Source organism: Lysinibacillus sp. NPDC086135, assembly GCF_044746345.1.
Classification (GTDB): domain Bacteria; phylum Bacillota; class Bacilli; order Bacillales_A; family Planococcaceae; genus Lysinibacillus.
Genome location: NZ_JBIVCA010000014.1, coordinates 107,688 through 132,530, shown reverse-complemented (window position 1 = coordinate 132,530; position 24,843 = coordinate 107,688). Strand labels below are relative to the sequence as shown.

At 37.9% G+C, this 24,843-nt stretch carries 21 protein-coding genes and 1 pseudogene; 18 read left to right on the top strand and 4 right to left on the bottom strand.

Annotation, left to right across the window (positions count from 1 at the left end):
- Positions 1-142 precede the first annotated feature (142 nt).
- Positions 143-1,003: pseudogene (locus ACIPKN_RS18140) on the bottom strand (IS1380 family transposase).
- 806 nt (positions 1,004-1,809) lie between these two features.
- On the bottom strand, positions 1,810-2,193 hold the full coding sequence (locus ACIPKN_RS18135) for a hypothetical protein (protein WP_400938629.1): 384 nt from the start codon (positions 2,191-2,193) through the stop codon (positions 1,810-1,812).
- 282 nt (positions 2,194-2,475) lie between these two features.
- Here ACIPKN_RS18135 and ACIPKN_RS18130 point away from each other — a divergent pair, with 282 nt between their 5' ends.
- Positions 2,476-3,456, top strand: coding sequence for a diaminopimelate dehydrogenase (locus tag ACIPKN_RS18130; protein ID WP_400938626.1), 981 nt, complete (start codon positions 2,476-2,478; stop codon positions 3,454-3,456).
- 560 nt (positions 3,457-4,016) lie between these two features.
- On the opposite strand, the gene ACIPKN_RS18125 is transcribed toward ACIPKN_RS18130, so the two are convergent.
- The gene (locus tag ACIPKN_RS18125) at positions 4,017-4,565 is read right to left on the bottom strand and encodes a GNAT family N-acetyltransferase (RefSeq protein WP_400938624.1); all 549 of its coding nucleotides are present in this window, start codon (positions 4,563-4,565) and stop codon (positions 4,017-4,019) included.
- Positions 4,566-4,902: 337 nt separating this feature from the next.
- On the opposite strand from ACIPKN_RS18125, the gene ACIPKN_RS18120 reads away from it, so the two are divergent.
- Both ACIPKN_RS18120 and ACIPKN_RS18115 read left to right on the top strand, forming a co-directional pair.
- Positions 4,903-5,406, top strand: coding sequence for a GrpB family protein (locus tag ACIPKN_RS18120; protein ID WP_400938621.1), 504 nt, complete (start codon positions 4,903-4,905; stop codon positions 5,404-5,406).
- Between the two features lie 480 nt (positions 5,407-5,886).
- Positions 5,887-9,075 carry a BTAD domain-containing putative transcriptional regulator gene (locus ACIPKN_RS18115; RefSeq protein ID WP_400938618.1) on the top strand — a complete coding sequence of 1,063 codons (3,189 nt, stop codon included), beginning with the start codon at positions 5,887-5,889 and terminating at the stop codon, positions 9,073-9,075.
- A 32-nt stretch (positions 9,076-9,107) separates the two neighbouring features.
- On the opposite strand, the gene ACIPKN_RS18110 is transcribed toward ACIPKN_RS18115, so the two are convergent.
- Positions 9,108-9,437 (bottom strand): hypothetical protein, encoded by a 330-nt coding sequence (locus ACIPKN_RS18110; protein WP_400938615.1) that lies wholly within the window; start codon positions 9,435-9,437, stop codon positions 9,108-9,110.
- Between the two features lie 76 nt (positions 9,438-9,513).
- Here ACIPKN_RS18110 and ACIPKN_RS18105 point away from each other — a divergent pair, with 76 nt between their 5' ends.
- The 15 genes from ACIPKN_RS18105 (at position 9,514) to panF (ending at position 24,763) form a co-directional block, all read left to right on the top strand.
- Positions 9,514-10,332 carry an alpha/beta fold hydrolase gene (locus ACIPKN_RS18105; protein WP_400938612.1) on the top strand — a complete coding sequence of 273 codons (819 nt, stop codon included), beginning with the start codon at positions 9,514-9,516 and terminating at the stop codon, positions 10,330-10,332.
- A gap of 460 nt (positions 10,333-10,792) precedes the next feature.
- On the top strand, positions 10,793-12,034 hold the full coding sequence (locus ACIPKN_RS18100; protein WP_400938609.1) for a substrate-binding domain-containing protein: 1,242 nt from the start codon (positions 10,793-10,795) through the stop codon (positions 12,032-12,034).
- Between the two features lie 91 nt (positions 12,035-12,125).
- Positions 12,126-12,902 carry an ABC transporter ATP-binding protein gene (locus ACIPKN_RS18095; RefSeq protein ID WP_400938606.1) on the top strand — a complete coding sequence of 259 codons (777 nt, stop codon included), beginning with the start codon at positions 12,126-12,128 and terminating at the stop codon, positions 12,900-12,902.
- Positions 12,877-13,584: an ABC transporter ATP-binding protein gene (locus ACIPKN_RS18090; protein ID WP_400938603.1), complete on the top strand. Its 708-nt coding sequence runs from the start codon at positions 12,877-12,879 to the stop codon at positions 13,582-13,584. The genes ACIPKN_RS18095 and ACIPKN_RS18090 overlap by 26 nt, the downstream gene beginning before the upstream one ends.
- 16 nt (positions 13,585-13,600) lie before the next feature.
- Complete coding sequence (locus ACIPKN_RS18085) at positions 13,601-14,473, top strand: branched-chain amino acid ABC transporter permease (protein WP_400938600.1); 873 nt, start codon at positions 13,601-13,603, stop codon at positions 14,471-14,473.
- A 2-nt stretch (positions 14,474-14,475) separates the two neighbouring features.
- Positions 14,476-15,489: a branched-chain amino acid ABC transporter permease gene (locus ACIPKN_RS18080; protein WP_400938673.1), complete on the top strand. Its 1,014-nt coding sequence runs from the start codon at positions 14,476-14,478 to the stop codon at positions 15,487-15,489.
- Positions 15,486-16,490: a 3-oxoacyl-ACP synthase gene (locus ACIPKN_RS18075; RefSeq protein WP_400938598.1), complete on the top strand. Its 1,005-nt coding sequence runs from the start codon at positions 15,486-15,488 to the stop codon at positions 16,488-16,490. Before ACIPKN_RS18080 ends, ACIPKN_RS18075 begins: the two co-directional genes overlap by 4 nt.
- 12 nt (positions 16,491-16,502) lie before the next feature.
- Complete coding sequence (gene phaZ / locus ACIPKN_RS18070; protein ID WP_400938595.1) at positions 16,503-17,414, top strand: intracellular short-chain-length polyhydroxyalkanoate depolymerase; 912 nt, start codon at positions 16,503-16,505, stop codon at positions 17,412-17,414.
- Complete coding sequence (gene fabG, locus ACIPKN_RS18065; RefSeq protein WP_400938593.1) at positions 17,398-18,129, top strand: 3-oxoacyl-ACP reductase FabG; 732 nt, start codon at positions 17,398-17,400, stop codon at positions 18,127-18,129. The genes phaZ and fabG overlap by 17 nt, the downstream gene beginning before the upstream one ends.
- A gap of 16 nt (positions 18,130-18,145) precedes the next feature.
- A complete protein-coding gene (locus tag ACIPKN_RS18060) occupies positions 18,146-19,612 on the top strand; it encodes a class I adenylate-forming enzyme family protein (RefSeq protein WP_400938590.1) in 1,467 nt (488 codons plus the stop codon).
- A gap of 270 nt (positions 19,613-19,882) precedes the next feature.
- On the top strand, positions 19,883-20,248 hold the full coding sequence (locus ACIPKN_RS18055) for a hypothetical protein (protein WP_400938587.1): 366 nt from the start codon (positions 19,883-19,885) through the stop codon (positions 20,246-20,248).
- Between the two features lie 374 nt (positions 20,249-20,622).
- Positions 20,623-22,317, top strand: coding sequence for a methyl-accepting chemotaxis protein (locus tag ACIPKN_RS18050; RefSeq protein ID WP_400938585.1), 1,695 nt, complete (start codon positions 20,623-20,625; stop codon positions 22,315-22,317).
- A 255-nt stretch (positions 22,318-22,572) separates the two neighbouring features.
- A complete protein-coding gene (locus ACIPKN_RS18045) occupies positions 22,573-22,839 on the top strand; it encodes a GyrI-like domain-containing protein (RefSeq protein WP_400938582.1) in 267 nt (88 codons plus the stop codon).
- A gap of 215 nt (positions 22,840-23,054) precedes the next feature.
- Positions 23,055-23,318: a YhdT family protein gene (locus ACIPKN_RS18040; RefSeq protein WP_142510426.1), complete on the top strand. Its 264-nt coding sequence runs from the start codon at positions 23,055-23,057 to the stop codon at positions 23,316-23,318.
- On the top strand, positions 23,318-24,763 hold the full coding sequence (panF, locus tag ACIPKN_RS18035) for a sodium/pantothenate symporter (RefSeq protein ID WP_400938580.1): 1,446 nt from the start codon (positions 23,318-23,320) through the stop codon (positions 24,761-24,763). Before ACIPKN_RS18040 ends, panF begins: the two co-directional genes overlap by 1 nt.
- The last annotated feature ends 80 nt before the right edge of the window (positions 24,764-24,843 follow it).

Genomic DNA, 24,843 nt, shown 5'->3' with positions numbered 1-24,843 from the left:
ATTTTTAAAAAATGGTCGGTTTTATCTTATTCGGTTTGAAGTCGTTGAATCCGGGTCAGTACATTCCAAAAGAATCGTTCATATACGAAACTAGAGGACAGTTTAAAATACAGCGAGCGCCCAGATTTCACCAGTTTACTCGCTACTTTAATGAGTGCGTGCGAATCGTATGTATTTGAATGTCCTTGTGTTGAGGTAGGAAAGCAAGCGTACGCATCCAATTCGTTAGATTGTAAGCAAGCAGACTCAACATCATGCGTACTTCGTTGACAAGGAAATCATGGCTTTTCATCTGATCAAAGCCAAAACCATTCTTAGCTTCTTTAATGAAATTTTTTATCGTGCCTCATTTTTGATAAGACTGCACAATGGCTTTTGGAGAGAAACTTTCGCTGAAATTGGTCACGAAGAACGTGTGCGAGAAGAATAGTTCCCCAGCTGGACGAACGGATTGAATGATGACTCTTCTCGGTTTGGACCAAGACGCTGCCTGATAAATCGTTTCATCCACATATCGTTCTGTTACAGAAACGTCTCGTATTTCGGTAGCTGTGTATAGTTCTTCTGCGAGCGTTTTTAATTTGGCGTTCGCTTTAAACGAATGATGTAGAAAATAGATTCTTTTCCATAACTCATAAAGCTCAGGTTCCGCAAAACCACTATCTCCCCGTTTCAGGGAGTTGTTCGTTGTTGTGTTCAATGAGTGGTCGCATAAAATCAACAACGCCACTCAACGTATACACATTACCTGAACGTAATTGGGCTTTCAGAAAATCACCTGTCAATCCGTCAAAAGCGACTAACGGATGGTAGCCGACTGTACGATAATGAGCATTATACGCCGTTTCCTCTTGTGACTATATGTATCAGCGTGAGTCGAATCTAGATCGATAATAAGTGTTTTCGATTGTCTGAAATGATGGACACGATCTAGTAGTGTTTGATTGACCTGTTGTAATTGGTCGAGTGCTTCTTGGTCAAATCGGTTGAAAAAACGCGAAATACTCGGTTGAGAAGCGAGAGCAGGAATGCCTAGTGCTCATGTAAATATCGGATCATAGGTAAGTTGGTCCGTTGCATTGTCTGTATGATAACAACAATTAATTGATAAATTTTTTGACGTAATAAGTTATCATTTTGATGGAGGCAACTGAACGTTCATCCTTTAAGCGAAGATGCTTAGCGATTGTTTGAGAGAAGCCTAATTTTTCTTCAAATTCACGAAATAAAAGTTCACCCGTGTCCGAAGAAAGAGTAAGGTCAATTGCGGTAAAGTACCTATTAGAAGAATCTTTTCTATTTGGTTTTGTTTCGACGCAATAACCTTGAAAAGCTAATCATACAGCTTTTCAAAGGGGATTTTTGTAGTATGGTGAATAATCTAGGTTTAAATAAATAAAAAAGTGGTTATTCTATGAGTTTGAATGCAGAAAGAATCTTAAAAGAAGTCAGATAAATTCAATGAATCCAATCTTTGAATTTGATGAAGAAATGTTTTATTTATGGGGAAGACTACCTGGCTATTCTATTTTTATTTTTTCCAGTTTCACTTAAATTAGATACTTCTAAAACTCCTTGGGGGAGCGAGGTTAAATAAGTTAATTTAAACGTTCGAACCATTAGATGTAGCATATTAATTTATGATTCTCTATATGGTTATTACGCCCCGTAAGTTCTTCATTTTGTTTTTCTATTTCTCATGCAATTAGTTTTCTTGTATAGTTAGATGTAATTTCAGAAGCAAGGAGTGAATTTTATGCTTCACCAATAACAGGTCACTCACAAAACTTCAAGGACAAGCTTTAACCTTTATGTACGGTAATACCTAGAAAAGAAGGGCGGAAAGACTGAAGCCTCAATCTTATGCTGAAGAAATAAAGAATATAATAAGGTTAATTCAGTCCTTGTCTTATTATATTCACTTTTCTTAATCAGCCATCGTGCAATCTCCTTTCCGCTATGGTAAAAGTTAGCCTCATTGGCTCTTTGGTTTTGTATGGAGATATTTAGGGTTTCTTCTATAACGCCAAAAGGTATAACCCTTAAACATTGGTGTGTGTTCGGTGGAATCTTTGTGTGCCTTACCTCAGTTTCGATATAAGCTGTATTAGATTTTTGTGCATTTTGGAATGGATGAGTAAGTAATTCTCCTTGTTCCATTGTTGTGCTTGGTGAATAACAATTACCTTTCATTCAACATGCCCCCTTTGTCGTTAGTGTTATTGTACAAGACATACGGTCGGAATAGTCTCAATTTACAAGGCTTTAACGAAAACTTAAAGGTTAGTCGTTAGATTTGTAAAATGTAACCGTATTCATGCCATTAACGAATAGAAATCATAGAAAACTTGTATAATTTCAAGAGAAAAACACGTACTCGAACTATTGTGAATTTTCCTAACAAAACGTATTATTGTAATTAGATTTAACGTGAAAAGTTTCACAGAGTCACGTAATCGTGAGGAGGAATTTTTAATGGGTGCAATTCGAGTAGGTATTGTAGGTTATGGAAATTTAGGGCGCGGAGTAGAGTATGCTATCTCGCAAAATCCAGATATGGAATTAGTAGCGATATTTACACGTCGCGATCCTTCAACTGTAAACATCGCAAGTAATGCAAGTGTATATTTAGTAGATGATGCTGAAAAATTCCAAAATGACATTGATGTAATGATTTTATGTGGTGGCTCAGCTACAGATTTACCAGAGCAAGGACCACATTTTGCACAATGGTTTAATACAATTGATAGCTTTGATACACATGCGAAAATTCCTGAGTTTTTCGATGCAGTCGATGCAGTAGCTCAAAAATCTGGAAAAGTATCAGTCATTTCAGTTGGCTGGGATCCGGGTTTATTCTCATTAAATCGTATACTTGGGGAGACAGTTCTACCAGTGGGCACAACTTATACTTTCTGGGGAGATGGATTAAGTCAAGGACACTCAGATGCTATTCGTCGTATCGAAGGTGTTAACAATGCTGTACAATACACAATACCAATTAAAGAGGCTGTAGACCGTGTTCGCAATGGCGAAAATCCTGAGCTGACAACGCGTGAAAAACATGCACGTGAATGCTGGGTTGTTCTTGAGGCAGGTGCAGATGCTGCAAAAGTTGAGCAAGAAATCGTGACGATGCCGAATTATTTTGATGAGTATGACACTACAGTAAACTTTATTTCTGAAGAGGAATTTAAAGCAAACCACACTGGCATGCCACACGGTGGATTCGTAATTCGTAGTGGTGAAAGCGGCGCTAACGACAAACAAATTCTTGAATTCTCATTAAAGCTTGAGAGCAATCCAAACTTCACGTCTAGTGTTCTAGTAGCTTTTGCACGTGCAGCTTATCGCTTAAACGAAGCAGGAGACAAAGGTGCAAAAACAGTATTCGATATCCCATTCGGTCTGTTATCATCAAAATCAGCTGCTGAATTACGTAAAGAACTTTTATAATAATCAAAAATATCCACTGAAAGAAGTTAAAGCCTCCGGCGGATGTACAACTGCTGAAAAGTAAATTAAACTTGCATTCATCTCACAACTTTTAGAGAGGTGAGACTAAGGCTGAAAGAGGTTTAACTATCTATTAAGAGGCTGGGACATAACTAAATGGTTCTTTCATAAAGCCGAATAATCTCTAAATTAACAAAATACGATAACTAGAAAAACCGAACTATTCCGAAACACTTCATAAGAGTTTCATTGGATAGTTCGGTATTTTTGTTGACTGAAACACATTTGTCCTTTGTAAGTGAACGCATCGCTCCAAATATGTAAGGCAGATTTTTACACTAACCGTTCGGGTGCATACATATAAACCATCGCTCTAACGGTTGTATAAGGAAAATTATATTCACGTTTTTGAAAGTTGAATCCTTGATTTTCGTAGGCTAACAGTTCCCTTACTTACCGGAAATCTGTTTTTTCCTTAACTTTTTATATTAGAAGTATGACTTTTTCTTCTTATGAGAGTGTGTACGAGAAACAGCATCATTCTTGTCTACTTTATAAGCTTACTTTGCGTTTATAAAGTAAACTAGATGATCTGTCCATTTGTCGTCCTCGTATATGAATCCTTTCCTCGTGCATTCATAAACCATTCCAACACCTTCTGCTAACTTTATAGATGCTATATTATCAAGGTTTATGTGAGCTTCTATTCGATGATACTTTAATTTTTCAAACGCTAGAGCAATGGCTGCTTTTACAGATTCTTTACCATAACCTTGTCTCCAAAAGTGGTTATGAATTGTATATCCGAACCTGGCCCATTGAAATTCTTCCCTCATAATTGTCGAAAAGTCTATAAAGCCAATATGAGTATTGTCTACTTTTCTAAACACTCCAAATACATATACTTTGTCATCCTTAGCCATCTGATGATGTTTAGTAACTAAATCACGAAACCATTCTTTCGTACAGATGCTCATATCTAATTTACCTTCATCGTATTTATGTTGAGAAGGTAAACGATTTTCATATTGGGTAAGCCAAGTAGCATAATCACTTTCTTCTATTAATCGAATAACTAATCTTTCTGTTTCAGTTCTTATCTTATTCAATCGAACACCTCATCTATTCTATTCTTATATAGTATATTCGATATATGGAATTTATCTCCTTCTAATCAATTATGCCTCGGTAATAAATGCAACACTATATTGATGCACGACTCTTCCTGGAATATAGAAGTTAAACGGCTGAAATGCACTACAAAAAATTACTGTAAATCTTGCGAAGAATCCAGATGAAATATTTCGTGTTGGCGATAAGGTAAAAGTGGGCTATGATGGTAAAATAAAGGATAAAGTGCCAATTGGAATTGCTACACTTTCTTTAGAATTAATTTAGTAGTTGTACAATGTAACGTTGTTGCTTTGTAATTGGGGGGAGTTTTATATGGAAAAAGTAAATTTTTTTAATAGTGAACTATTTCATGAAAATGCTGAGAAAACTTTTTTAATACACAAAAATAAAATAACAGAATTACTACCAGAGGCTGATATCCAGCATGTTGGTAGTTCAGCAATTCCGAATAGCCTTACTAAAGGTGATTTAGACATCCAAGTACGTGTTAGTGCTGAACAATTTTCGAATGCAGTAGAACTTCTATCTAATTTATATGAAAGTAATGATGGAAGTGTCAAAACAGATACATTTAGGGCATTTAAAGATGATACAACTAAACCTCCTTTAGGAGTTCAATTAACTGTAATTGATTCTGAATTTGATTTCTTTTGGAAGTTTAGAGAAGTTTTATTGGCAAATAATAAATATCGAGATGCATATGATAAATTGAAGAAAGAATATGAAGCCAAATCAATGGATGCCTATAGGGAAGCTAAAGATATCTTTTTCCAAAGACTCATGGAAACCTCTGAGTTTAAGAAATATGATAAATAATCTTTGTGCTGAATTTTACCATTCGTCGATGGTAAAGAAACTTGAAAAAGATAGTAGTAAAATCAATTTGATAAACAAGGAGTATAAAACGGTAACTCCTCTCGTAATTTGTTTCAGCAACAATTACGATACGTGAGTTTTCTCATAAAATTATTAGATTTTAAAAGTTCAACCTCAAGTTACGGTGATGAACTATAACGCATAAAAAGTTTAGGATGCGTTTATAAGTATGCCATATATATTAGTTGATTGGAGTGGAGACTGGGTGACTACTTGAGGATTAGCGTCACAGATGAGACCCGGCTCATCCGACGCCCAAGGAAGCTTTTCTTTGCGCGAAAGCGAAGCGTCAGCACCAAAGCGCCCAGTCGGAACTGAAATCAACCCCACGTTATGATGATGAGTCTATAATTTAATAGATTTTAAGCTTTGAAGACTTGAAACCTTACATAACCAGTTGAATGGGGAGGTTATCACCAAATGACTACAGACATTATTATTCAATCAAAGTGTATTCCACCGAGTCCTTACAATCATTGTATTAGTAGAGCTATATTAATGAAAACATTGAAAAAAAGCCTAAACCATTCTTGCACACTAATTCATAGTGGAGCAGGGTATGGCAAAACAACCATGCTTACACAATTTCTACATGCACAATCAAGCAATTTTTCCTGGTATAGTGTGTCGAAGGAAGATGATAATATATTGCCGTTTTTAAGACATTTATTTTTTAGTATCACACGTATTGTTCCGAGCTTTGGTCAAGAATTTGATGCATGGAATCAATTATCCCGTTTTCCGAAAATAGAGGAACTTAATCGTTGGTTTAAGCTATTTGTCAATAGTTTATGTGAAATCCAAATGCCGATTTTAATTGTCATTGACGACTACCATCTTGTTGATCATGAATTTCATATTAATTATGTGATGGAAAAGATAATTGAGTTTTCACCACCGAATATTCATTTTATCATCGCCTCTAGAACGTTGCCGAATTGGGATATTATGAGAAGATTAAAGCTACAAAAAAAATTACTCGTTATTTCAGAAGGTGAATTAGTGTTTTCTTCAGAGGAAATCGCTGTTTTTTTCGAGGAATATGTAGCAGTGCATTTAACAGCAGAAGAAATAACTAAGGTTTTAGAAATTACAGAAGGTTGGGCAATTAGTATTTCTTTATTAGCTGAGCAATGGAACAATGAATCCTTAGAGCATTGGCTAAATGTCTCTACTAATGATCTATTCACCTATTTATCGGAGGAAGTTTATGTTAAGATGTCAGCATTCGAACAAGAGACCATACTAAAGCTGGCGATTTTCCCCACATTTTCTGAGGAGTTTATTGCAAAATTTTATGGTTCGGAAATAGCAGAGGCGTTAAAACTGTTTGTACAGCGACATTTATTTATTCAACCGATCACAACGGATGGTCTATATCGTTTTCATGCATTGTTCATTCGCTTTTTAGAGCTAAAATGGCGACAAAATGCTTCACAATATATTGCATTACATAAACAAGCAGCATTGTATTATGTAAAAGAGAACAATATACAAGCTGTTCTTCATCATGCATTTAAAACGAATGATCAGGATTTTTGTGGTGAATTATTACAAAATCATGCTGAAAGTCTAGTTCGTGCAGGGCAATTTGAGTGGCTATTAGAAAAAATAAATCGATTTACAGCTGATAAAAAATCGAAATATTACAAATTATTTTATTTTGAAGGTGAGTGCCACCGCTATCGTGCTTATTATGAAAGAGCGAAGCAGTCCTATGAACATTGTGCAAGCATCGCGAAAAATAAAAATGATTATCTCTTTATGACGAAATCGCAAGCAGGTTTAGCACATATTTATCTCGATACAATCCAGCCAGCATTGGCAGAGCCATATTTGAAAAAGGCATTAGAGCTAGCGAATCATACACCGTTAAATGAAGAGGAACTTCTCGAATTGCAACGTCAATATGCAGAAAATTTGGTGAATTTAGGAAAGGCTAAAGGTGCACAAATTTTTATAGGTGAGGTTGCTTTGACGGAGGATGTGCTACAAAGAGTAAATGTCGATGTTCGAATATTGTTAAGAACAGGGCAGCTACTAGAAGCAAAGGAATTGCTGACGCGGCGGTTGGAATTACCGCCACAGCTTGTCGCGACACATAGAGAGAGTGAGCTGTTGGCATCATTTGTCTATGCGTTATTAGGGTTGGGGAAGGATGCATGGTATGCCGCTCAGCATGGGATTCGTAGGGGATTACGGGAAAAATCGGTTTTTATTGAGGCTGTTGGTTATATTCGCAAAGCACATGCTTTACTATTAATAGATTTTCCGGACTATCAAGGAGCCTGCAATGCTTATGAAAAAGCCCTTACATTGTTGAATACCATTAATATTTCTCGCGTAAAGGCCGAACCGTACATGGGACTAGCAATTGTCAAACATGCACAAGGAGATATTGTTTCTGCTAAAAAATATGTAGCACTTGGATTACGGGAAACGGAGCAAGTTCAAGATGCATGGATGACCGCTCTTATATTAATCGCCGAGGTTAAAATTATTATTTCACAACAGGAATTTGAACAAGCGCGGCAATTATTAAAAAAGGCACAGCGACTATTCCACGACTGTGGCGATCAAAATGGTGAGATGCATGTACTATTCTTTCAATCTGTCATTGCCTTCAAAGAAAATAATCTTCAACAATTCAATCATTATTTTCAGCAGTTCGCCCAGTTATGCATCAATAATGGCTATGACTACTTTTTACAAAGGAAGACCATTCTCGGTCCACTAAATCGGATGATTTTTTATGAGCTTCTACAATTTAGTAGAAAATGTGATGGAGAAAATACCGCTATTTTGGCAATGCGTAACTATTTTCAAGTAGAGGACAATATCGTTTATCCGCACGAGGAAGTGCGGGTGAATTTATTAGGAAGTTTGAATTTAATAAGAGAGCATCGAAAGCTTGAAGATAAAGAGTGGCAGCGCGATAAATCGAAGGAGCTCTTCGTCTATTTATATTGTCATCGCCACCGTTTTGCACCAAAGGAAGAGATGGCACAGGCATTATGGCCAGAGCGGAATGTTGATTCACTAGATCGGGATTTCAAAGTTGTATTGAATACGTTATTAAAAGTTCTTGAGCCAAGTAGAAATGCGCGTCAGGACAGCTTTTTTATTCAGCGTAAAAATAATATGTACCAATTGCAGCAAATTCAAATTCTGCAAATTGATGTCGAACGCTTTCATTACTTTTATGAATTAGGGATGGAGGAGTTCGATCCGCAATTGTCAAACGAATGGCTGCAACTTGCTGAAACAAGCTATACGGATGCACTTTATGCTGAAAAAAAACAATTAGATTGGCTTATACAGGATCGTGAAAAGTTACAGTCATTATATATTGAAGTATTAGAAAGATTAGCACAAAATGCGACGAGACAACAAAATTATAAGCAAGCTATTTTTTATGCAGAAAGAATGATTCGTGAAGATCCATTATGGGAAGAAGGTTATCGGTTGTTGATGTATAGTTACTATCAATTACAAAACCGCTCCCTTGCTTTAAAATGGTATGAAAAATGTGTGCAGCAATTAAAAAATGAACTAAATACAACACCGATGGAATCGACGATGGTTGTTTATGATTTAATAATGGGCTAGTACGAATTAGGGAACTGGTTATTTTCAGGGCATTACCGAGACTTGGCGTTATTTCCGTTCGACTGGGCGCCTCCCTTTCGCGCAGAGCAAGCTTCCCGGGATCGTCCGATGGTCCGCTTGGGGCAACAGATGTTTTTTGCGCGAAAGCGAAGCGGCAGCGGCAGAATGTTTTTTGCGCGAAAGCGAAGCGGCAGCAGCAGGATGTTTTTTGCGCGAAAGCGAAGCGGCAGCAGCAGGATGTTTTTTGCGTGAAAGCGAAGCGACAGGATGTTGGTCACGAAGGCATTATTACAGGATGTGATGGTTTTAGCCTTCGGTTCACTATTGCTAATCTCCAAGGAGTCGCCCAGTCTCCACTCCAATCAACCGATCCCTATAAGAATAAACCGAACAACTTTTGATGACCATTTTATTTATTAAAATATTGGAGGAACTACTATGTCATTTTGTAAGGTAAGTAAGGCGAATATTTACTATGAAATAATAGGGGCCGGAACACCAATCGTTATGCTCCATGGATATTCGCCAGACCATAGACTAATGAAGGGATGTATGGAGCCTGTTTTTGCAGAAAGGGAGGGCTGGAAACGAATCTATATTGACCTTCCAGGGATGGGCAAAACGACAGACTACGAAAAGATCGATAATTCAGATGAAATGCTAGAGGCCGTAGTAGAACTAATTCACTCATTAATACCAAATGAACGTTATTTATTGGTAGGAGAATCTTATGGTGGATATTTAGTGCGAGGAATCTTGAGGGAGTATCATGAACAAATTTTAGGAGCTGGGTTTATTTGTCCACTGATTATTCCTAATAAACAAAGTCGAACAGTACCAGTACAAAGTATTGTTTCGGTGGATAAAGAATTTTTATCGACATTAACGAGAGAGGAACTAGAGGATTTTAGCTCACATCTTGTTGTTTTAGATGACTATAATTGTCATCGCTATACAAATGAAGTGTTAGCAGGTCAAAAAAACGCAGATGTAGAATTTTTAGAAAAAATCCAAGAAAGCTATAGTTTTTCTTTTCCTGTAGATGAAATTTCATTTGATAAACCTTGCTTATTTTTGATGGGTAAACAGGATTCCATGGTTGGCTATAAGGACGCTTTTGCCATTTTAGATAAATTCCCAAGAGCAGCCTTCACAATTTTAGATAAGGCCGGGCATAACTTGCAAATTGAACAAGCGGAATTGTTTACGAGCCTAATGAGTGAATGGTTGGATCGGGTAGAAGAATTTAATAATTAATCTTTTGGGCTAACTATAAGGATTCACCAAATTAGGTGAGTCCTTTTTATGTGCGCTCAGAAAACTGTGAATTTCTGAAAGATTCCGATAAATCGATAAAACATTCCGATAAAATCAGAAATTGTTCCGATAAAAAACAATTTTATTCCGATAAATCTCACTTTGCTTCAAAAAAGGGCTGCAGCTAAGATTTGCTCCACTTTCGTCAGGTTGCTACTGAAAAAGCGTAGAGTACATAAATGTCGATATATTTTAAAAGTTGGGTGATAAATTGATAAAGTTGGTCGATAAACAATCAAAATTTCTCGATAAATCTTAAAAATGTTTCGATAAACCTTCATCCCCGGAAAAAACACACTTTCGCGACACTTGTAACTAATTTGTAACTGAAGTTTTATATAGTGTTTTCATAGCAACGAAAGCGCTTTCTATTTTAGTTCATGATGAAAGGGGTTTTGGGATGAAGAAGCATTGGTTATTTGTGCTTTTATTGATGCTGACGATGTTGATGGTGGCTTGTAATTCAGGGGAGACGAAGGATATTTCAACAGATGGTAAGGCTTCGGAGGATGATACAAAGGGGACTGCTGGGGGAGGGGGCACTATTAAAATTGGTGTGCTTGCGTCATTGACGGGTGCCCTTGAGTCGTATGGGAAACAAACAAAGAATGGCTTTGAATTAGGGATTGATTATGCTACAGGAGGCACGATGGAAGTTAACGGTAAGAAAATAGAAATTGTCTATGAAGATACAGAAACAAAGCCTGAGGTTGCGGTACAAAAAGCGACAAAGCTATTAGAAGATGACAAGGTTGATTTCTTAGTAGGTTCCTCTAGCTCAGGTGATACGCTTGCCGTTCTACCTCTAGCGGAAGAATACCAAAAGATTATGGTGGTGGAGCCTGCAGTAGCGGATAGCATTACGGGCTCAGAATTTAATAAGTATATTTTCCGTACAGGTCGAAATTCTTCCCAAGATGCTTATGCAGCTGCGGCAGCGATTGCAGGAAAGGGTGTTAAGATTGCAACATTTGCGCCGGATTATTCTTTTGGCTGGGATGGGGTGAAGGCATTTAAGACTGCTGCGGAAAAGCTAGGCGCAGAAATTGTTTTAGAGGAATATGCAGATCCAGCAGCAACTGACTTTACATCCAATTTGCAAAAAGTAATTGATAAAAAACCAGATTATTTATTTGTTGTATGGGCAGGTGCAAACTCACCGTGGAATCAAATTGCAGATTTGAAAATTCAAGAAAAGGGCATAAAAATTTCAACGGGTGCACCAGATATTATTGCATTAAAGTTTATGAATCCGTTAATTGGTATGGAAGGGTTCTCCGTTTATTATCATACGTTACCACAAAATGATATAAATAAATGGTTAGTTGAGGAACATAAAAAACACTTCAATGAAGTTCCGGATTTATTTACGCCAGGAGGCATGTCTGCAGCCATCTCAATTGTAGATGCGCTGAAAAAATCAGATGGTGATACGGATGCAGAAAAACTTATCGGCATTATGGAAGGGATGTCATTTGAAACGCCTAAAGGAAAGATGACTTTCCGAAAAGAAGACCATCAAGCATTACAGTCGATGTATTCTATCCGTCTGGAAAAACAAGATAGTGTAGATTATCCGGTACCAGTGCTAATTCGTGAGCTTAGCCCTGAAGAAACGGCACCTCCAATTATGAATAAGTGAAATTACGAGACAGATATTTTTCTGTCTCTCTTCACCCACTTTCAAATGAGAATGGGTGAAGAGAGATAGAAGTACTTGAAAGGAGAATACGATGGAACCTATTTTACGAACAGAAAACTTAAGCATTCGTTTTGGTGGACACACAGCTGTCGACCAGGTGAATTTTAATATGCCGGAAAAACATTTGAAATCAATTATTGGACCAAATGGAGCTGGAAAAACAACCTTCTTTAATTTGCTTAGTGGAGAATTAAAGCCGACTGCCGGGGATGTCTATTTTAAGGGACAATCGCTTGCGCAAAAATCAGCTATTGAAAGAACGCGAATGGGGCTAGGGCGCTCTTTTCAAATTACGAATGTTTTCCCAAACTTAACCGTTTTAGAAAATGTCCGTTTAGCTGTGCAATCTAAGGAGAAAATTCGTTATCAATTGTTGCGCCATTATAAAAGTTATAAGGCGATTACAGAAAAAGCGGAGGAACTATTATCACTCGTCTTGCTTGACAATAAAAGAGATGCCCTTACGACAATGCTGTCCCATGGGGAAAAGAGAAAGCTTGAGATTGCTATGCTGTTAGCACTTGATACGGAAATCCTTTTACTTGATGAACCAACGGCAGGCATGTCCTTAGAGGAGGTTCCAACGATTTTAGAGGTGATTCGCACTATTAAAAATCAAGGCGATAAAACCATTCTCCTCATTGAGCACAAGATGGATATGATTCTAGATTTGTCGGACTCGATTATGGTGCTATTTAACGGCCAGCTTCTTGCGGATGGAACACCAGGGGACATCATGAAAAATGAAACCGTACAAAATGCATATTTAGGAGGTCTGTACGATGAACACCTTACTGAAACTAAATGATGTCCACACATATATCGGTCAATATCATATTTTGCAAGGGGTCAATTTTGAGGCAAAGGAGGGGCAGGTAAGTGTATTGCTCGGCAGAAATGGTGCGGGCAAAACGACCACCTTAAAAACGATTATGGGCTTAACGCCTGCTTCAAAGGGCGAGGTGGAATTTCACTTACATTCTATTAAAAAAAGTCCGACCTATAAAGTTGCAAAATTAGGAATAGGCTATGTACCAGAAAACCAAGGGATTTTTGCAGATTTAACAGTTGAGGAAAATATGAAAGTGGCCATGCGTAAAGAAGATACGGCTACTTTAGAGCGACAAAATTATGTGCTGGAGCTGTTTCCTGATTTGAAGAAATTTTGGAAGAAGGCGGGCGGACATCTATCAGGTGGTCAAAAACAAATGCTGTCCATGGCACGGGCATTTATCAATGATAGTAAGTTAATGTTGATTGATGAGCCTTCTAAAGGACTAGCGCCGATAGTGGTAGAGAAAGTGATGGAGGCCATCGTTGAAATGAAAAAGCAAACGTCCATCGTTCTTGTTGAGCAAAACTTTATAATGGCGAGCCGAATTGGTGATACGTATACGTTGATCGATGATGGTAGAACAGTTCACTCGGGCAACATGCAGGATCTTATCCATCATGAAGAATTAAAAAGAAAATATCTTGGAATCGGATAAAAGGTGGTGTACTTTATTGGAGCTATTCGTCAATTTACTCATTAATGGCCTGGCAACTGGCATGTTAATTTTTTTACTGGCGGCGGGTCTGACGTTAATTTTTGGATTAATGGATGTTTTGAACTTTGCTCATGGTGGTTTATTTGTTTGGGGGGCTTATGCTGGCATATTTACGTATATGTTCACTGAGAGCTTTCTAATTGGCGTTGTAGGTGCCATCGTAACAGGCGCTTTGCTCGGTCTCATTACTGAAAAATTAATTATAAAACCTGTGTATGGCAATCATATTCAGCAAATTTTAATTACATTAGGGCTAATGCTTGTGCTACAGGAGTTGATTAAAGTTGTTTTTGGTCCAAATGGTGTGGCAGTAAAAACACCGAGCTACTTAACAGGTAGCTGGGAAATTGGAGACGTTATTATTATAAAATATCGATTATTTATTATTGTAGTAGGTTTTATCATTTTCAGTATTTTCCAATACATGTTAAAGGAAACGAAAATTGGGTTAATTGTTCGAGCGGGTGTACAGGATAAAGAAATGGCACAAGCACTCGGCATTCATATAAAGCGGGTATTTTTATATGTTTTTATGGTTGGTGCGGCACTCGCAGCACTTAGTGGCATGTTAATGGCTCCGTATTCAGGTGTCATCTATGCGGAAATGGGCATGGAGTACGCGATTTTAGGTTTTATCGTTGTCGTAATCGGAGGAATGGGCAGTTTTTCAGGCTCGCTATTGGCAGCAATATTAGTCGGTTTAGCAGGTAGCTTTATGGCTTATTATGTGCCAGTGCTATCGCTTGCGGTCAATATGATTTTAATGGCCATTGTTTTAATTTTCCGTCCACAAGGTTTATTTGCTATGAGAAAGGAGAGATCGACATGACAATGAGGCTATCATTGCAGCATCTATGCTTTTTCCTCCTATTAGCGATTTTAGTACTTCTCCCTTTCGTTAATGATTCAAGGACGCTCCTCATTTTATTAACGCAAATCTTTATTTTCGGTATTTTAGCGATGAGCTATGACATTCTCCTTGGCTATACGGGTATTGTGTCGTTCGGGCATGCGATGTTTTTTGGTTTAGGTGCCTACACAACGGCTGTTATGCTGAAACAAATGGAGCCAACACTTGCAACATTTTTATTATCGATCGTAGTCGGCATGTTGCTAGCAGGGTTTATTAGTTTCTTAGTAGGATTACTGACACTTCGATTAAAAAGTCATTTCTTTGCGATGCTGACATTATCTTTTTCGGGACTATTTTTAGTAGTGGCAGAAAAATGGCGTTCTGTTACATACGGAAATGATGGTTTTACGTTTAGAGCACCCGAAATGTTTAGAGATCGAATGACGTTTTATTTCATCGTGCTAGCATGCTTAGTCATTATTTTTATTGCGCTAAATCGTTTCGTTAACTCGCCAACTGGTCGAATTTTAATTGCTGTTCGAGAAAATGAACAACGAACAAAATCATTAGGCTATAACACCTTGTACTATAAAGTGATTGCATCAGTTGTTGCAGGAACCGTTGCAAGTTTAGCAGGCTCCTTATATGCTGTGTCACTACGATTTGTCAATACGAGTGTGATGACAATGGACATTACGCTAGATGCATTATTAATGACGATTATTGGCGGTGTGGGCACATTAGTTGGACCATTACTAGGATCGGCTGTTATTGAATATGCCCAGCATGCACTTTCGGGGTTAGCTCGTGATTATCCAATATTTGAACGTTGGATTATCTTCTTTGGAATTCTTTATATTTTAGCTGTTATCTTTTTCCCAAAAGGAATTATTGGATCACTGCGCCTGATGTTTTGGAAATGGCGATTAAAGCATAAGGAAATAAACCAAACATCGGTTGTCCCGTCGCAGGAGAAGGAGCGATTTGAATGACAGTAGGCATTGTAAGCACAGGAATCTATATTCCACAAACGAAAATGACCTCTAAAGAGATTGCGAGGCTTTCCAATATTCCAGAGGATATTATTCGACAAAAAATGGGCATCTATGAAAAGCCTATTCCTGGTGAGCAAGATCATACGGTTCAAATGGGGATATGGGCAGCGCAGGACGCTATACGCAAAGCTCATATCGACCCAAAAGATATTGATGTTGTGATTTATATGGGAGAGGAGCATAAGGAGTATCCCTTGTGGACTGCCTCTATAAAAATGCAGGAGGAGCTAGGGGCCGTAAATGCTTGGGCATTCGATGTGCAATTAAGATGTGGCACGACCATTATGGCGCTAAAACTAGCGAAAAGCTTAATGGCGTCGGATGATTCCATTCAGACTATCCTCTTAGCTGGTGGCTATCGAAATGTTGATTTTATCGATTACAGCAATCCTCGAACACGCTTTATGTACAATTTAGCGGCTGGTGGTGGCGCTATCCTGTTACAAAAAAACTATGACAAAAATCATTTGTTAGAGGCGGATATTATGACGGATGGCTCGTTCTCAGAGGATGTAGTCGTGCCTGTCGGTGGTACAAAAAAACCTTTAACGCCTTCTGATTTAGAAAATAATTTGTATCAGCTCGATGTAATCGATCCGATTGGGATGAAGGAGCGCTTAGAGCAAAAATCTTTAAGTAATTTTTTAAAGGTAATTCGAAAATCCTTGGCGAAAAGTGGATTAAATGAGGGGGATATTCGTTATTTAGCGATGCTTCACATGAAAAAATCAGCTCATGACTATATTTTATCTGAACTCGGCTTGCAGCAGGAGCAATCCATATATTTACGAGAGTATGGTCATATTGGACAGATTGACCAAATAGTATCATTGCAGCTGGCGTTAGATGAAGGACGTATCCATGATGGAGACATCGTCACACTTGTTAGTGCAGGTATTGGTTATGTCTGGGGAGCTATTACGATTCGATGGGGATAAGGGGGAAATGCGATGTTAAAAACTGTTCAGCTATCTAATGGAGAAACGATTGCTTATCGTAAACGTCAAGGGGGAGAACGAGTTTTATTACTTATTCATGGCAATATGACATCCTCCAAGCATTGGGACGTTCTAATCGATGCGTTGGATGAAAAATATACAATTTATGCGCTGGATTTACGAGGTTTTGGTGGTTCATCTTATCATAAACCAATTTCTGCGATTAAAGATTTTAGCGATGATGTGAAGCTTTTTGTGGACGCCATTCAATTGAAACAGTTTGACATGATTGGCTGGTCAACGGGCGGGGCTGTATGTATGCAGTTTGTCGCACAGTATCCAGGCTATTGTCAGCAGCTTATTTTACTAGCTTCGGCATCTACGAGAGGCTACCCATTTTACACGGATTTAGGTACTGGCAATCAAGCTGCATTAAAAAGGGCATTTACCTATGAAGAAGTACTCGTCGATACATTTAAAACAAAATTAGTACAAGGCTTCTATGATTCGAAAAATGTGCAAGGCTTACAGTCGGTCTGGAACGCACTTATATACACTCATAATCAGCCTAGCCCGGAACACTATCAGACATATGTGGAGGATATGTTGACGCAACGAAATTTAGCTGAAGTTTATCATGCATTAAATGTCTTCAATATAAGTGCTGTTAATCATGAGGTCGCCAAAGGCACTCATGAGGTTCAACAGATTACCATTCCAGTTTTAGTGTTAAGAGGGGATCGTGATTATGTCATAACAGAAGGAATGAATGAAGAAACAATGCTCGATTTAGGCGCGAATGCACATTTCGTCAGTTTAAAAGACTGCGGTCACTCCCCATTAATTGATGATTTACCACAGCTTACAACTGAAATTGAAGCATTTTTAGAAATTGGAGGAAAAAATTATGCGTTTAAACAATAAAGTTGCCATTATTACAGGAGCAGCGAACGGGATAGGCTATGCTGCTGCTGAACGATTTATTGAAGAGGGTGCATTCGTTGTCATTGCAGATTTTAATGAAGAAGCGGGTACTTCAGCTGCCCAGCAATTAGGTGACCAGGCATTATTTGTGCAAGTAAATGTTGCAGATAGAGAAAGCGTCAAGAAGCTAGTGGCAACGGTTATAGGGCATACAGGCCGAGTTGATATTTTAGTGAATAATGCAGGTATTACTCATGATGCGATGTTAACAAAAATGACGGAAGATCAGTTTCAACAGGTGCTTGATGTGAATTTGACTGGAGTATTTCAGTGTACACAAGAAGTAATTCCACATATGATTGCTGCCGGTGGGGGAAAAATTATTAATACATCCTCTGTTAGCGGTGTCTATGGCAATGTTGGCCAAACAAATTACGCTGCCACAAAGGCGGCTATTGTTGGCATGACCAAAACATGGGCGAAGGAATTGGGGCGCAAAGGCATCAACGTGAATGCGGTTGCACCTGGCTTTACAGAAACAGATATGGTGAAAAAAATGCCAGAAAATGTGCTAGCACAAATGCGCTCCATCGTACCACTGCAAAGATTAGGAACACCTAGAGATATTGCCAATGCTTATTTATTTTTAGCATCTGATGAGGCTTCCTATGTCCACGGTCACACGCTTCATGTGGATGGAGCAATTATGATGTGATAAGGAGGCTTTCAAGATGTTTGTAGAGCAATCCTGGATTTTAAAACGTGCATTTCTAACACCTAAACGTCTAGCATTGGTGAACTTAGAAACTAAGGAACAGTGGACTTATCAGCAATTAACAGAGGAAATCACAAAATGGAGTCATTTTTTTGAGCGCCAAAACTTGCAAGCAGGGAGTCGTGTAGCCGTATTTGCGAAAAATCATATTCAGCTTTTTGCTGTCTTATTCGCCTGCGGATTAAGAGGCCTTATCTACGTGCCATTGAATTGGCGTATGAGTACGAAGGAATTAACTGATATTTTGACGGATGCTACGCCTTCTTTACTGCTTTACGATGAAGAAATGAATTGCCCTGTATCTTTCGAAAACATGCATTCCCTTCGTTTAGTTAATGAAGGAGCTACTCTAACCATTCGAGCAGTAGACCTTAATGACCCTTGGTTAATGATTTATACAGGGGGCACAACTGGTAAGGCGAAGGGTGTTGTCCTATCCTTTAATTCTGTAAATTGGAATGCTATAAATACAATTATTAGCTGGGGCTTGAGTGATAGTGATTGTACGTTAAATTATATGCCGTTGTTCCATACAGGAGGTTTGAATGCCTTATGTATACCGCTGCTAATGGCTGGCGGTACAGTTGTTATTGGTGATAAGTTTGAGGCAGAAAAAGCTCTTAAGGCGATTAATCAGTACAAGACAACGATTTCGCTTTTTGTGCCAACAATGTACCAAGCGATGATTGCAGAGGATTACTTTAAGAACAGTAGCTTCCCTTCAGTGAAAGTTTTTTTATCAGGGGGCGCACCATGCCCGTACCCAATATATGACGCATTTTTTAAGAAGGGACTATTTTTTAAAGAAGGCTATGGTTTAACAGAGGCGGGGCCCAATAATTTTTATATTTCACGGGAGGCCGCTTATTTAAAAAAAGGTGCTGTGGGGAAGAGCATGCAATTCAATGAAGCTAAAATTATCAATAGTGCAGGAGAAAGCTGTGCGCCAAACGTAGTCGGAGAGCTATTAGTTAGAGGAAAGCATATGTTTCGCTTTTACTGGAATAATCGGCAGGAGACTGAAAAAATCATTCAAGATGGGTGGTTAAAAACTGGCGATTTAGCACTGATGGATGATGATGGTGATTTTTACATTGTCGGTCGCAGTAAAGAGATGATTATTTCTGGTGGAGAAAATGTTTATCCCCAGGAGGTAGAGCAATGCATTTTACGCCATCAGCTAGTGCAAGAGGTTGCGGTGATTGGAATGGTTGATGATTATTGGGGAGAAATCGTGGTGGCCGTTATCGTTTGCCAGGATAAGCAAGATACTATATTAGAAGAAATCAAAGAAATCTGTAGTAAGTATTTAGGTCGCTACAAAATTCCAAAAAAAATTATGTTCATCGATGAATTGCCAAAAACAAGTGTTGGAAAGATCGATAAAAAAGTATTACAAATGTATGTGAAAGCCGCGAATTAAGCCATTTCGCCTTGGAGAAGAAAAATATTTACTGAATAAAGATAAAAAACGCTTGGATATCCAGGCGTTTTTTGCTGCTAATAAGCAACTTCTTTTTAAAATCATCCTTATCCAAGTAAGGACTAATATCCCTTAAAGACGAGGATAAACAGATAGAAGAGGCTTTCACTTTGTAGTTATGTTAAAATATTGCGAGTGAAATCGGGTTTTTTACGATTTTATCAAGTATCAAGGAATAGAATTCGGAAACGAAGAAAGGGCAGTACTAAAATGGAAAACGTATCAAATGTAGAAAAATTGGAATCAATAAAATCGTTACAATCGACAATCAATAAACTCGAAAATGCCTTATCCCAGATGATTCAGAAAGGCGCAAATACTACCTTAGTAAAGAAACGACTCAAAGCTGTTTGCATTGGATTAGCAATACTAGAAAACGTTTGGCATCAAAGCCCCCATCATTACACCCAGGAAGAATTAGCAGATGCTCGCAATGTTCTTACTGGTTTATTTCCATCAATTGAGAAAGTATATGTTAAGTCAAAGGCTGGTAGTCCCCAAAGAACGCTTTTAGAAAGAAGAATTAAAGCGTTGGAACTAGCTGTTCTAGCGATTGATGAACTTTCCAATAAATAACTTATTCGACGGCCACTTTTCTAGATATATAAAGAATAATTTAAACTCCCCCCTAAAATGAAATATTTATTTACTAGTGAGGGTTGGTGACAGTGGAGACTGGACTTCTCCTTGAGGATTAGCGTCACAAAAGAGAACTTTCAGCAAAGTGAAGCGGCTCATCGTACCCCCTCAAGAATGCGCACAGTCGGAACAAAATCAACCTCACATTGTAAATTTACCGTCTTTCCTACACTCGAAACACCCTATAATGATTAAAAATGTTAATTTATTGATAATATATTGAAATTATTTACATAATAATGTTTAATAAACTTGGCTTATTTTTTATACATAATATTCCTAATAAATATGAGAAAGGAGAGAAAAATTTATTGCGTACTTTTAAAATTAGTACAAAATTTAATTTGCTTTTAGTGGGAGTCATCCTATTTTTAAGCGTTATGATTGGATTTGTTTCTCATATACAAGTAAAACAAATTATGCGTAACAATTTTGAACAGAGCATAACCCATATTTCAAAGGTTGGTTATATGCTGCTAGAGGAACGATTTAAGGGAGATTGGGCTATACAAGATGGGGATCTTTACAAAGGGGATACAAAAATCGTTAATCAGGAAGCCTTTGTAGATGAGGTAGGAGAAAGCATCGATGGCGGTGTAACCATTTTTCAAGGTTCAAAAGGACTGATCACCAACCTAAAGCTAAATGGAGAACGTTTAGTGGGCAAAGATGCTGATCCAAAAGTCGTTGAAAATGTCATGAATAAAGGGGAAACCTTTATAGGTGAAGCTGATGTAGTAGGAACGAAATATTTAACACTCTATGCACCGATTAAAGATGCAAATGGAGACATCATTGGCATGTGGTTTGTCGGTGAAACAATAGATGGGGTTAAAACAATTATTTTTGCATTTATCGGTAAGCTTCTCATTGTATTGTTCATCGGAGCAATCATAGCTATATTAGGTAGCTTCCTTTCCACAAGAGCATTTGTGAAACCGCTTCGTGAAATAAACAATCAACTACGAGATATTGCGGATGGAGAAGGAGATTTAACAAAACAGTTACAAATTAATTCCAAGGATGAAGCAGGGGAGCTAGCGCAATCTTTTAACAAAATGCTGACAAGTTTAAAAGTATTAATGCAACAAATAGCACAATCGTCTAAACAGGTTGATGTATCTTCTGATGGCTTAACGACTAAATCGCAGCAAACAGCAGATATGACGAGACAGCTAACGTCAACATTAGAAGATATAGCGGATGGTTCAAAAACTACATTACAAAGCACAAGTGATAGCCTAACTGCCATGCAGGAAATGGCGATAGGCATCCAACAAGTTGCAAAAACCGCTTCAACTGTTTCAGATGCTGCTGATTTAATGAGTGATGAGGCTGCACAAGGCAATGATTCTTTGAATCGTGTATTGCATCAAATGACAATTATTAATGAATCATCTGGCAATGTAGAGGCACAGGTCCGTATATTAGGTGATCAGTCACAGCAAATTGGCAATATCGTTGATGTGATTACAAGCATCGCCGATCAAACGAATTTGCTGGCCTTAAATGCAGCTATTGAAGCGGCTCGTGCTGGTGAACAAGGAAAAGGCTTTGCTGTCGTTGCTGATGAAGTTCGCAAATTAGCAGAACAATCAAAGGAATCTGCTGACCAAATAGCAACACTTATTCATTCAATTCAAAATGATACAGCCAATGTAATTTCGGCTATTTCTAGTAACTCGAAGGAAGCTGCGTCAGGTATGGATGTTGTAGATGATACAAAACTGGCCTTCCACAAGATTATGCAGTCAATTAAAGGGGTTAGTACGCAGTTACATGACATCTCTGCCGTGACGGAGCAAATGTCCGCAAGTGTTGAAGAAGTTACTGCCTCAACAGAAGCAATGGCACGCATTGCGAGTAAGGCAACCGAAAGTACGGAGCACGTTACGCTAACAGCGAAGGAGCAATTAACTTTCATAGACAATATGGCCTCTTCAGCCAAAGAGATGGCACAACAGGCAGACGAGCTTCAAAGCTTATTAAAAAAATTTCAATATTAAGGAATGTTGAAAAACGCTTGGATATCAGGCGTTTTTCAATTTTTATAGGAAAAAGAGGAATATTTATTTTTATTGTAGAAAATGTAAAATAATTGTATGTGGGGGAATTGAAATGACAGAATTCACATTGCAGCGCAAAGAGATAAAGAAATTGAGGAGTTAAAGCTAGTAGGTTTTCGGGTTTTATGTCCAGCTGATCCATAGATAATCGAAATTCCTAAAACATCCTTGCAGTTAAAAAAACGAATTGGCGAAATGAAACATGTAGAAAATTCTTCACAGCAAGTTGGTGCTTTTGTCGTAGATCATGATTTTGAAGATGAAGATGGTTACTGGGTTTGTGTTGAAGTGAAAAAGTACGAACATATTCCAGATGATACGGTAACTCTAACAATCCCATCTCAAAATTATGCCGCTTTAAGACATAAAGGGGCCAATTATAAAATAATGGAACCTATAAAAACCTACATATATGGATTGAAGAGAATAAATATCAAAGACTTAAAAATAAATGGCATCTAGAAATATTTCATAGCTGGGAAATAGCGAAAATATAGATGTTGAGCTATTAGATACTAGTGAATAAAAACAATCTAATGTTAAACACGAAATAAGGGGAAAATCTCTATTAATCGTTATTTTAAAAAATAGCTTGAGCTATTGATATTTATTTTTTCACAAAGGTTCCCATAATACGAACATATCAGTAAAATAGAGTAGGTTAGGGGGACTATATTTTGAAAGATCAACGCTTTAAAATTGCGCATCGAGAGGCGCTTATCGGTATCGGGCTTGTTATCGTTAACTTTGCGATTTGGTTTGGCTTTGCCTATGGTCTAGGCTCTGGTGATCCAACAAGCTATACGTATGTATTCGGTTTCCCTGCATGGTTTTTCTATAGCTGTATTGCAGGGACAGGTTTTATGATTATGTTAATCTGGGTCGTCATGAAACTCTTTTTCAAAGAGGTACCATTTGACGATGAGGAGGTGGATCAATAATGCATTGGCAAGTTATTTTTCCACTGCTATTATTTCTAGTCATCATTTTTGGTATTGGGATCTGGTCAAATAAGTATGTACGCTCTTCCAATTCATTTTTACAGGAATACTTCCTCGGTGGTCGTGAAATGGGAGGCTTTATCCTCGCTATGACAATGATTGCTACGTACGGTAGTGCAAGTAGCTTTATTGGTGGTCCAGGCGTTGCATACACGAAAGGGCTTGGCTGGGTATTGCTGGCGATGGCGCAGCTTCCTGCAGGTTATTTCGTCTTAATGATTTTAGGGAAGAAATTTGCTATTATCGCAAGACGGTATCAAGCCATCACGTTAATAGATTTTTTACGAGAACGCTATAAGAGTCATGCTATTGTTATCCTATCGGCCATTAGTATTATCATCTTTTTATTTTCCGCAATGATGGCCCAATGGGTAGGTGGTGCTCGATTAATAGAATCATTAACTGGCTTAAACTATACAACTGCACTCTTTATATTTGCGATTTCGGTATTAGTGTATGTGATTATTGGGGGCTTCCGTGCTGTTGCACTAACGGATACGGTGCAAGGCTCTATTATGGTTATCGGAACCATTATTTTATTAATTGGGACAATCATCGCTGGTGGAGGAATCGATAATATTATGGCCTCACTTGTCGCTGAGAATCCGAATCTTGTGTCTCCATTTGGAGCAGAAGGTGAGTTAACGCCATTATACGTATCTACATTTTGGATTTTGATTGGTGTTGGAGTTGTGGGACTTCCACAAATCGCAGTTCGTGCTATGAGCTATAAAGATTCTAAAAGTATGCATTTAGCTATTATCATTGGCACTATTGCCATTGGGACAATAATGTTTGGGATGCATCTAATCGGTGTTTTTGCACGACCAGTGATACCGGGTATTGAAATTGGTGATAAAGTTATGCCAATGCTAACATTAAAAGTTTTACCACCATTTTTAGCTGGCATTGTTTTAGCAGCACCGATGGCAGCAACGATGTCTACAGTCAACGCGTTACTTATGCTTGTAAGCTCCACAGTAGTGAAAGATATTTACTTAAATTATATAAAACCTACATCGAATGATACGGAAATTAAGCGTGCAAGTTTTATTGTTACGACAGTGATCGGTTTAGCCGTTGTCGTTTTTGCACTAAATCCACCAGATTTATTAGTATGGCTAAATTTATTCGCTTTTGGCGGACTTGAGGCAGTCTTTATTTGGACCGTCGTATTAGGACTATATTGGAAAAAAGCCAATAAGTATGGTGCTATAGCGTCAATGATTTCGGGTATGATCCTTTATATAATCATTGATCGTTTTTATCCTTCTGTCTTTGGTATGCATACCGTGACAATTCCAATCGTCGCTTCCTTAGTGATATTTATTATTGTTAGCTTATTAACAAGTCATAAATTTAAAAATGAAAAGTTGTATATTTAAATTAGAAAACGCCGTAGTGATAAAATATCTACGGCGTTTTATATTGCAGACAATAAGCGATGGATAGAATGTTCGTAATG

What these genes read in the sequence shown, in the direction of transcription:
- ACIPKN_RS18105 (WP_400938612.1), top strand. Translation starts at nt 9,514, where the DNA reads ATGTCATTTTGTAAGGTAAGTAAGGCGAATATTTACTATGAAATAATA.
- phaZ (WP_400938595.1), top strand. Translation starts at nt 16,503, where the DNA reads ATGTTAAAAACTGTTCAGCTATCTAATGGAGAAACGATTGCTTATCGT.
- ACIPKN_RS18060 (WP_400938590.1), top strand. Translation starts at nt 18,146, where the DNA reads ATGTTTGTAGAGCAATCCTGGATTTTAAAACGTGCATTTCTAACACCT.
- ACIPKN_RS18115 (WP_400938618.1), top strand. Translation starts at nt 5,887, where the DNA reads ATGACTACAGACATTATTATTCAATCAAAGTGTATTCCACCGAGTCCT.
- ACIPKN_RS18075 (WP_400938598.1), top strand. Translation starts at nt 15,486, where the DNA reads ATGACAGTAGGCATTGTAAGCACAGGAATCTATATTCCACAAACGAAA.
- ACIPKN_RS18090 (WP_400938603.1), top strand. Translation starts at nt 12,877, where the DNA reads ATGAACACCTTACTGAAACTAAATGATGTCCACACATATATCGGTCAA.
- fabG (WP_400938593.1), top strand. Translation starts at nt 17,398, where the DNA reads ATGCGTTTAAACAATAAAGTTGCCATTATTACAGGAGCAGCGAACGGG.
- ACIPKN_RS18095 (WP_400938606.1), top strand. Translation starts at nt 12,126, where the DNA reads ATGGAACCTATTTTACGAACAGAAAACTTAAGCATTCGTTTTGGTGGA.
- ACIPKN_RS18045 (WP_400938582.1), top strand. Translation starts at nt 22,573, where the DNA reads ATGAAACATGTAGAAAATTCTTCACAGCAAGTTGGTGCTTTTGTCGTA.
- ACIPKN_RS18055 (WP_400938587.1), top strand. Translation starts at nt 19,883, where the DNA reads ATGGAAAACGTATCAAATGTAGAAAAATTGGAATCAATAAAATCGTTA.
- ACIPKN_RS18120 (WP_400938621.1), top strand. Translation starts at nt 4,903, where the DNA reads ATGGAAAAAGTAAATTTTTTTAATAGTGAACTATTTCATGAAAATGCT.
- ACIPKN_RS18080 (WP_400938673.1), top strand. Translation starts at nt 14,476, where the DNA reads ATGAGGCTATCATTGCAGCATCTATGCTTTTTCCTCCTATTAGCGATT.
- ACIPKN_RS18135 (WP_400938629.1), bottom strand. Translation starts at nt 2,193, where the DNA reads ATGAAAGGTAATTGTTATTCACCAAGCACAACAATGGAACAAGGAGAA.
- ACIPKN_RS18130 (WP_400938626.1), top strand. Translation starts at nt 2,476, where the DNA reads ATGGGTGCAATTCGAGTAGGTATTGTAGGTTATGGAAATTTAGGGCGC.
- panF (WP_400938580.1), top strand. Translation starts at nt 23,318, where the DNA reads ATGCATTGGCAAGTTATTTTTCCACTGCTATTATTTCTAGTCATCATT.
- ACIPKN_RS18100 (WP_400938609.1), top strand. Translation starts at nt 10,793, where the DNA reads ATGAAGAAGCATTGGTTATTTGTGCTTTTATTGATGCTGACGATGTTG.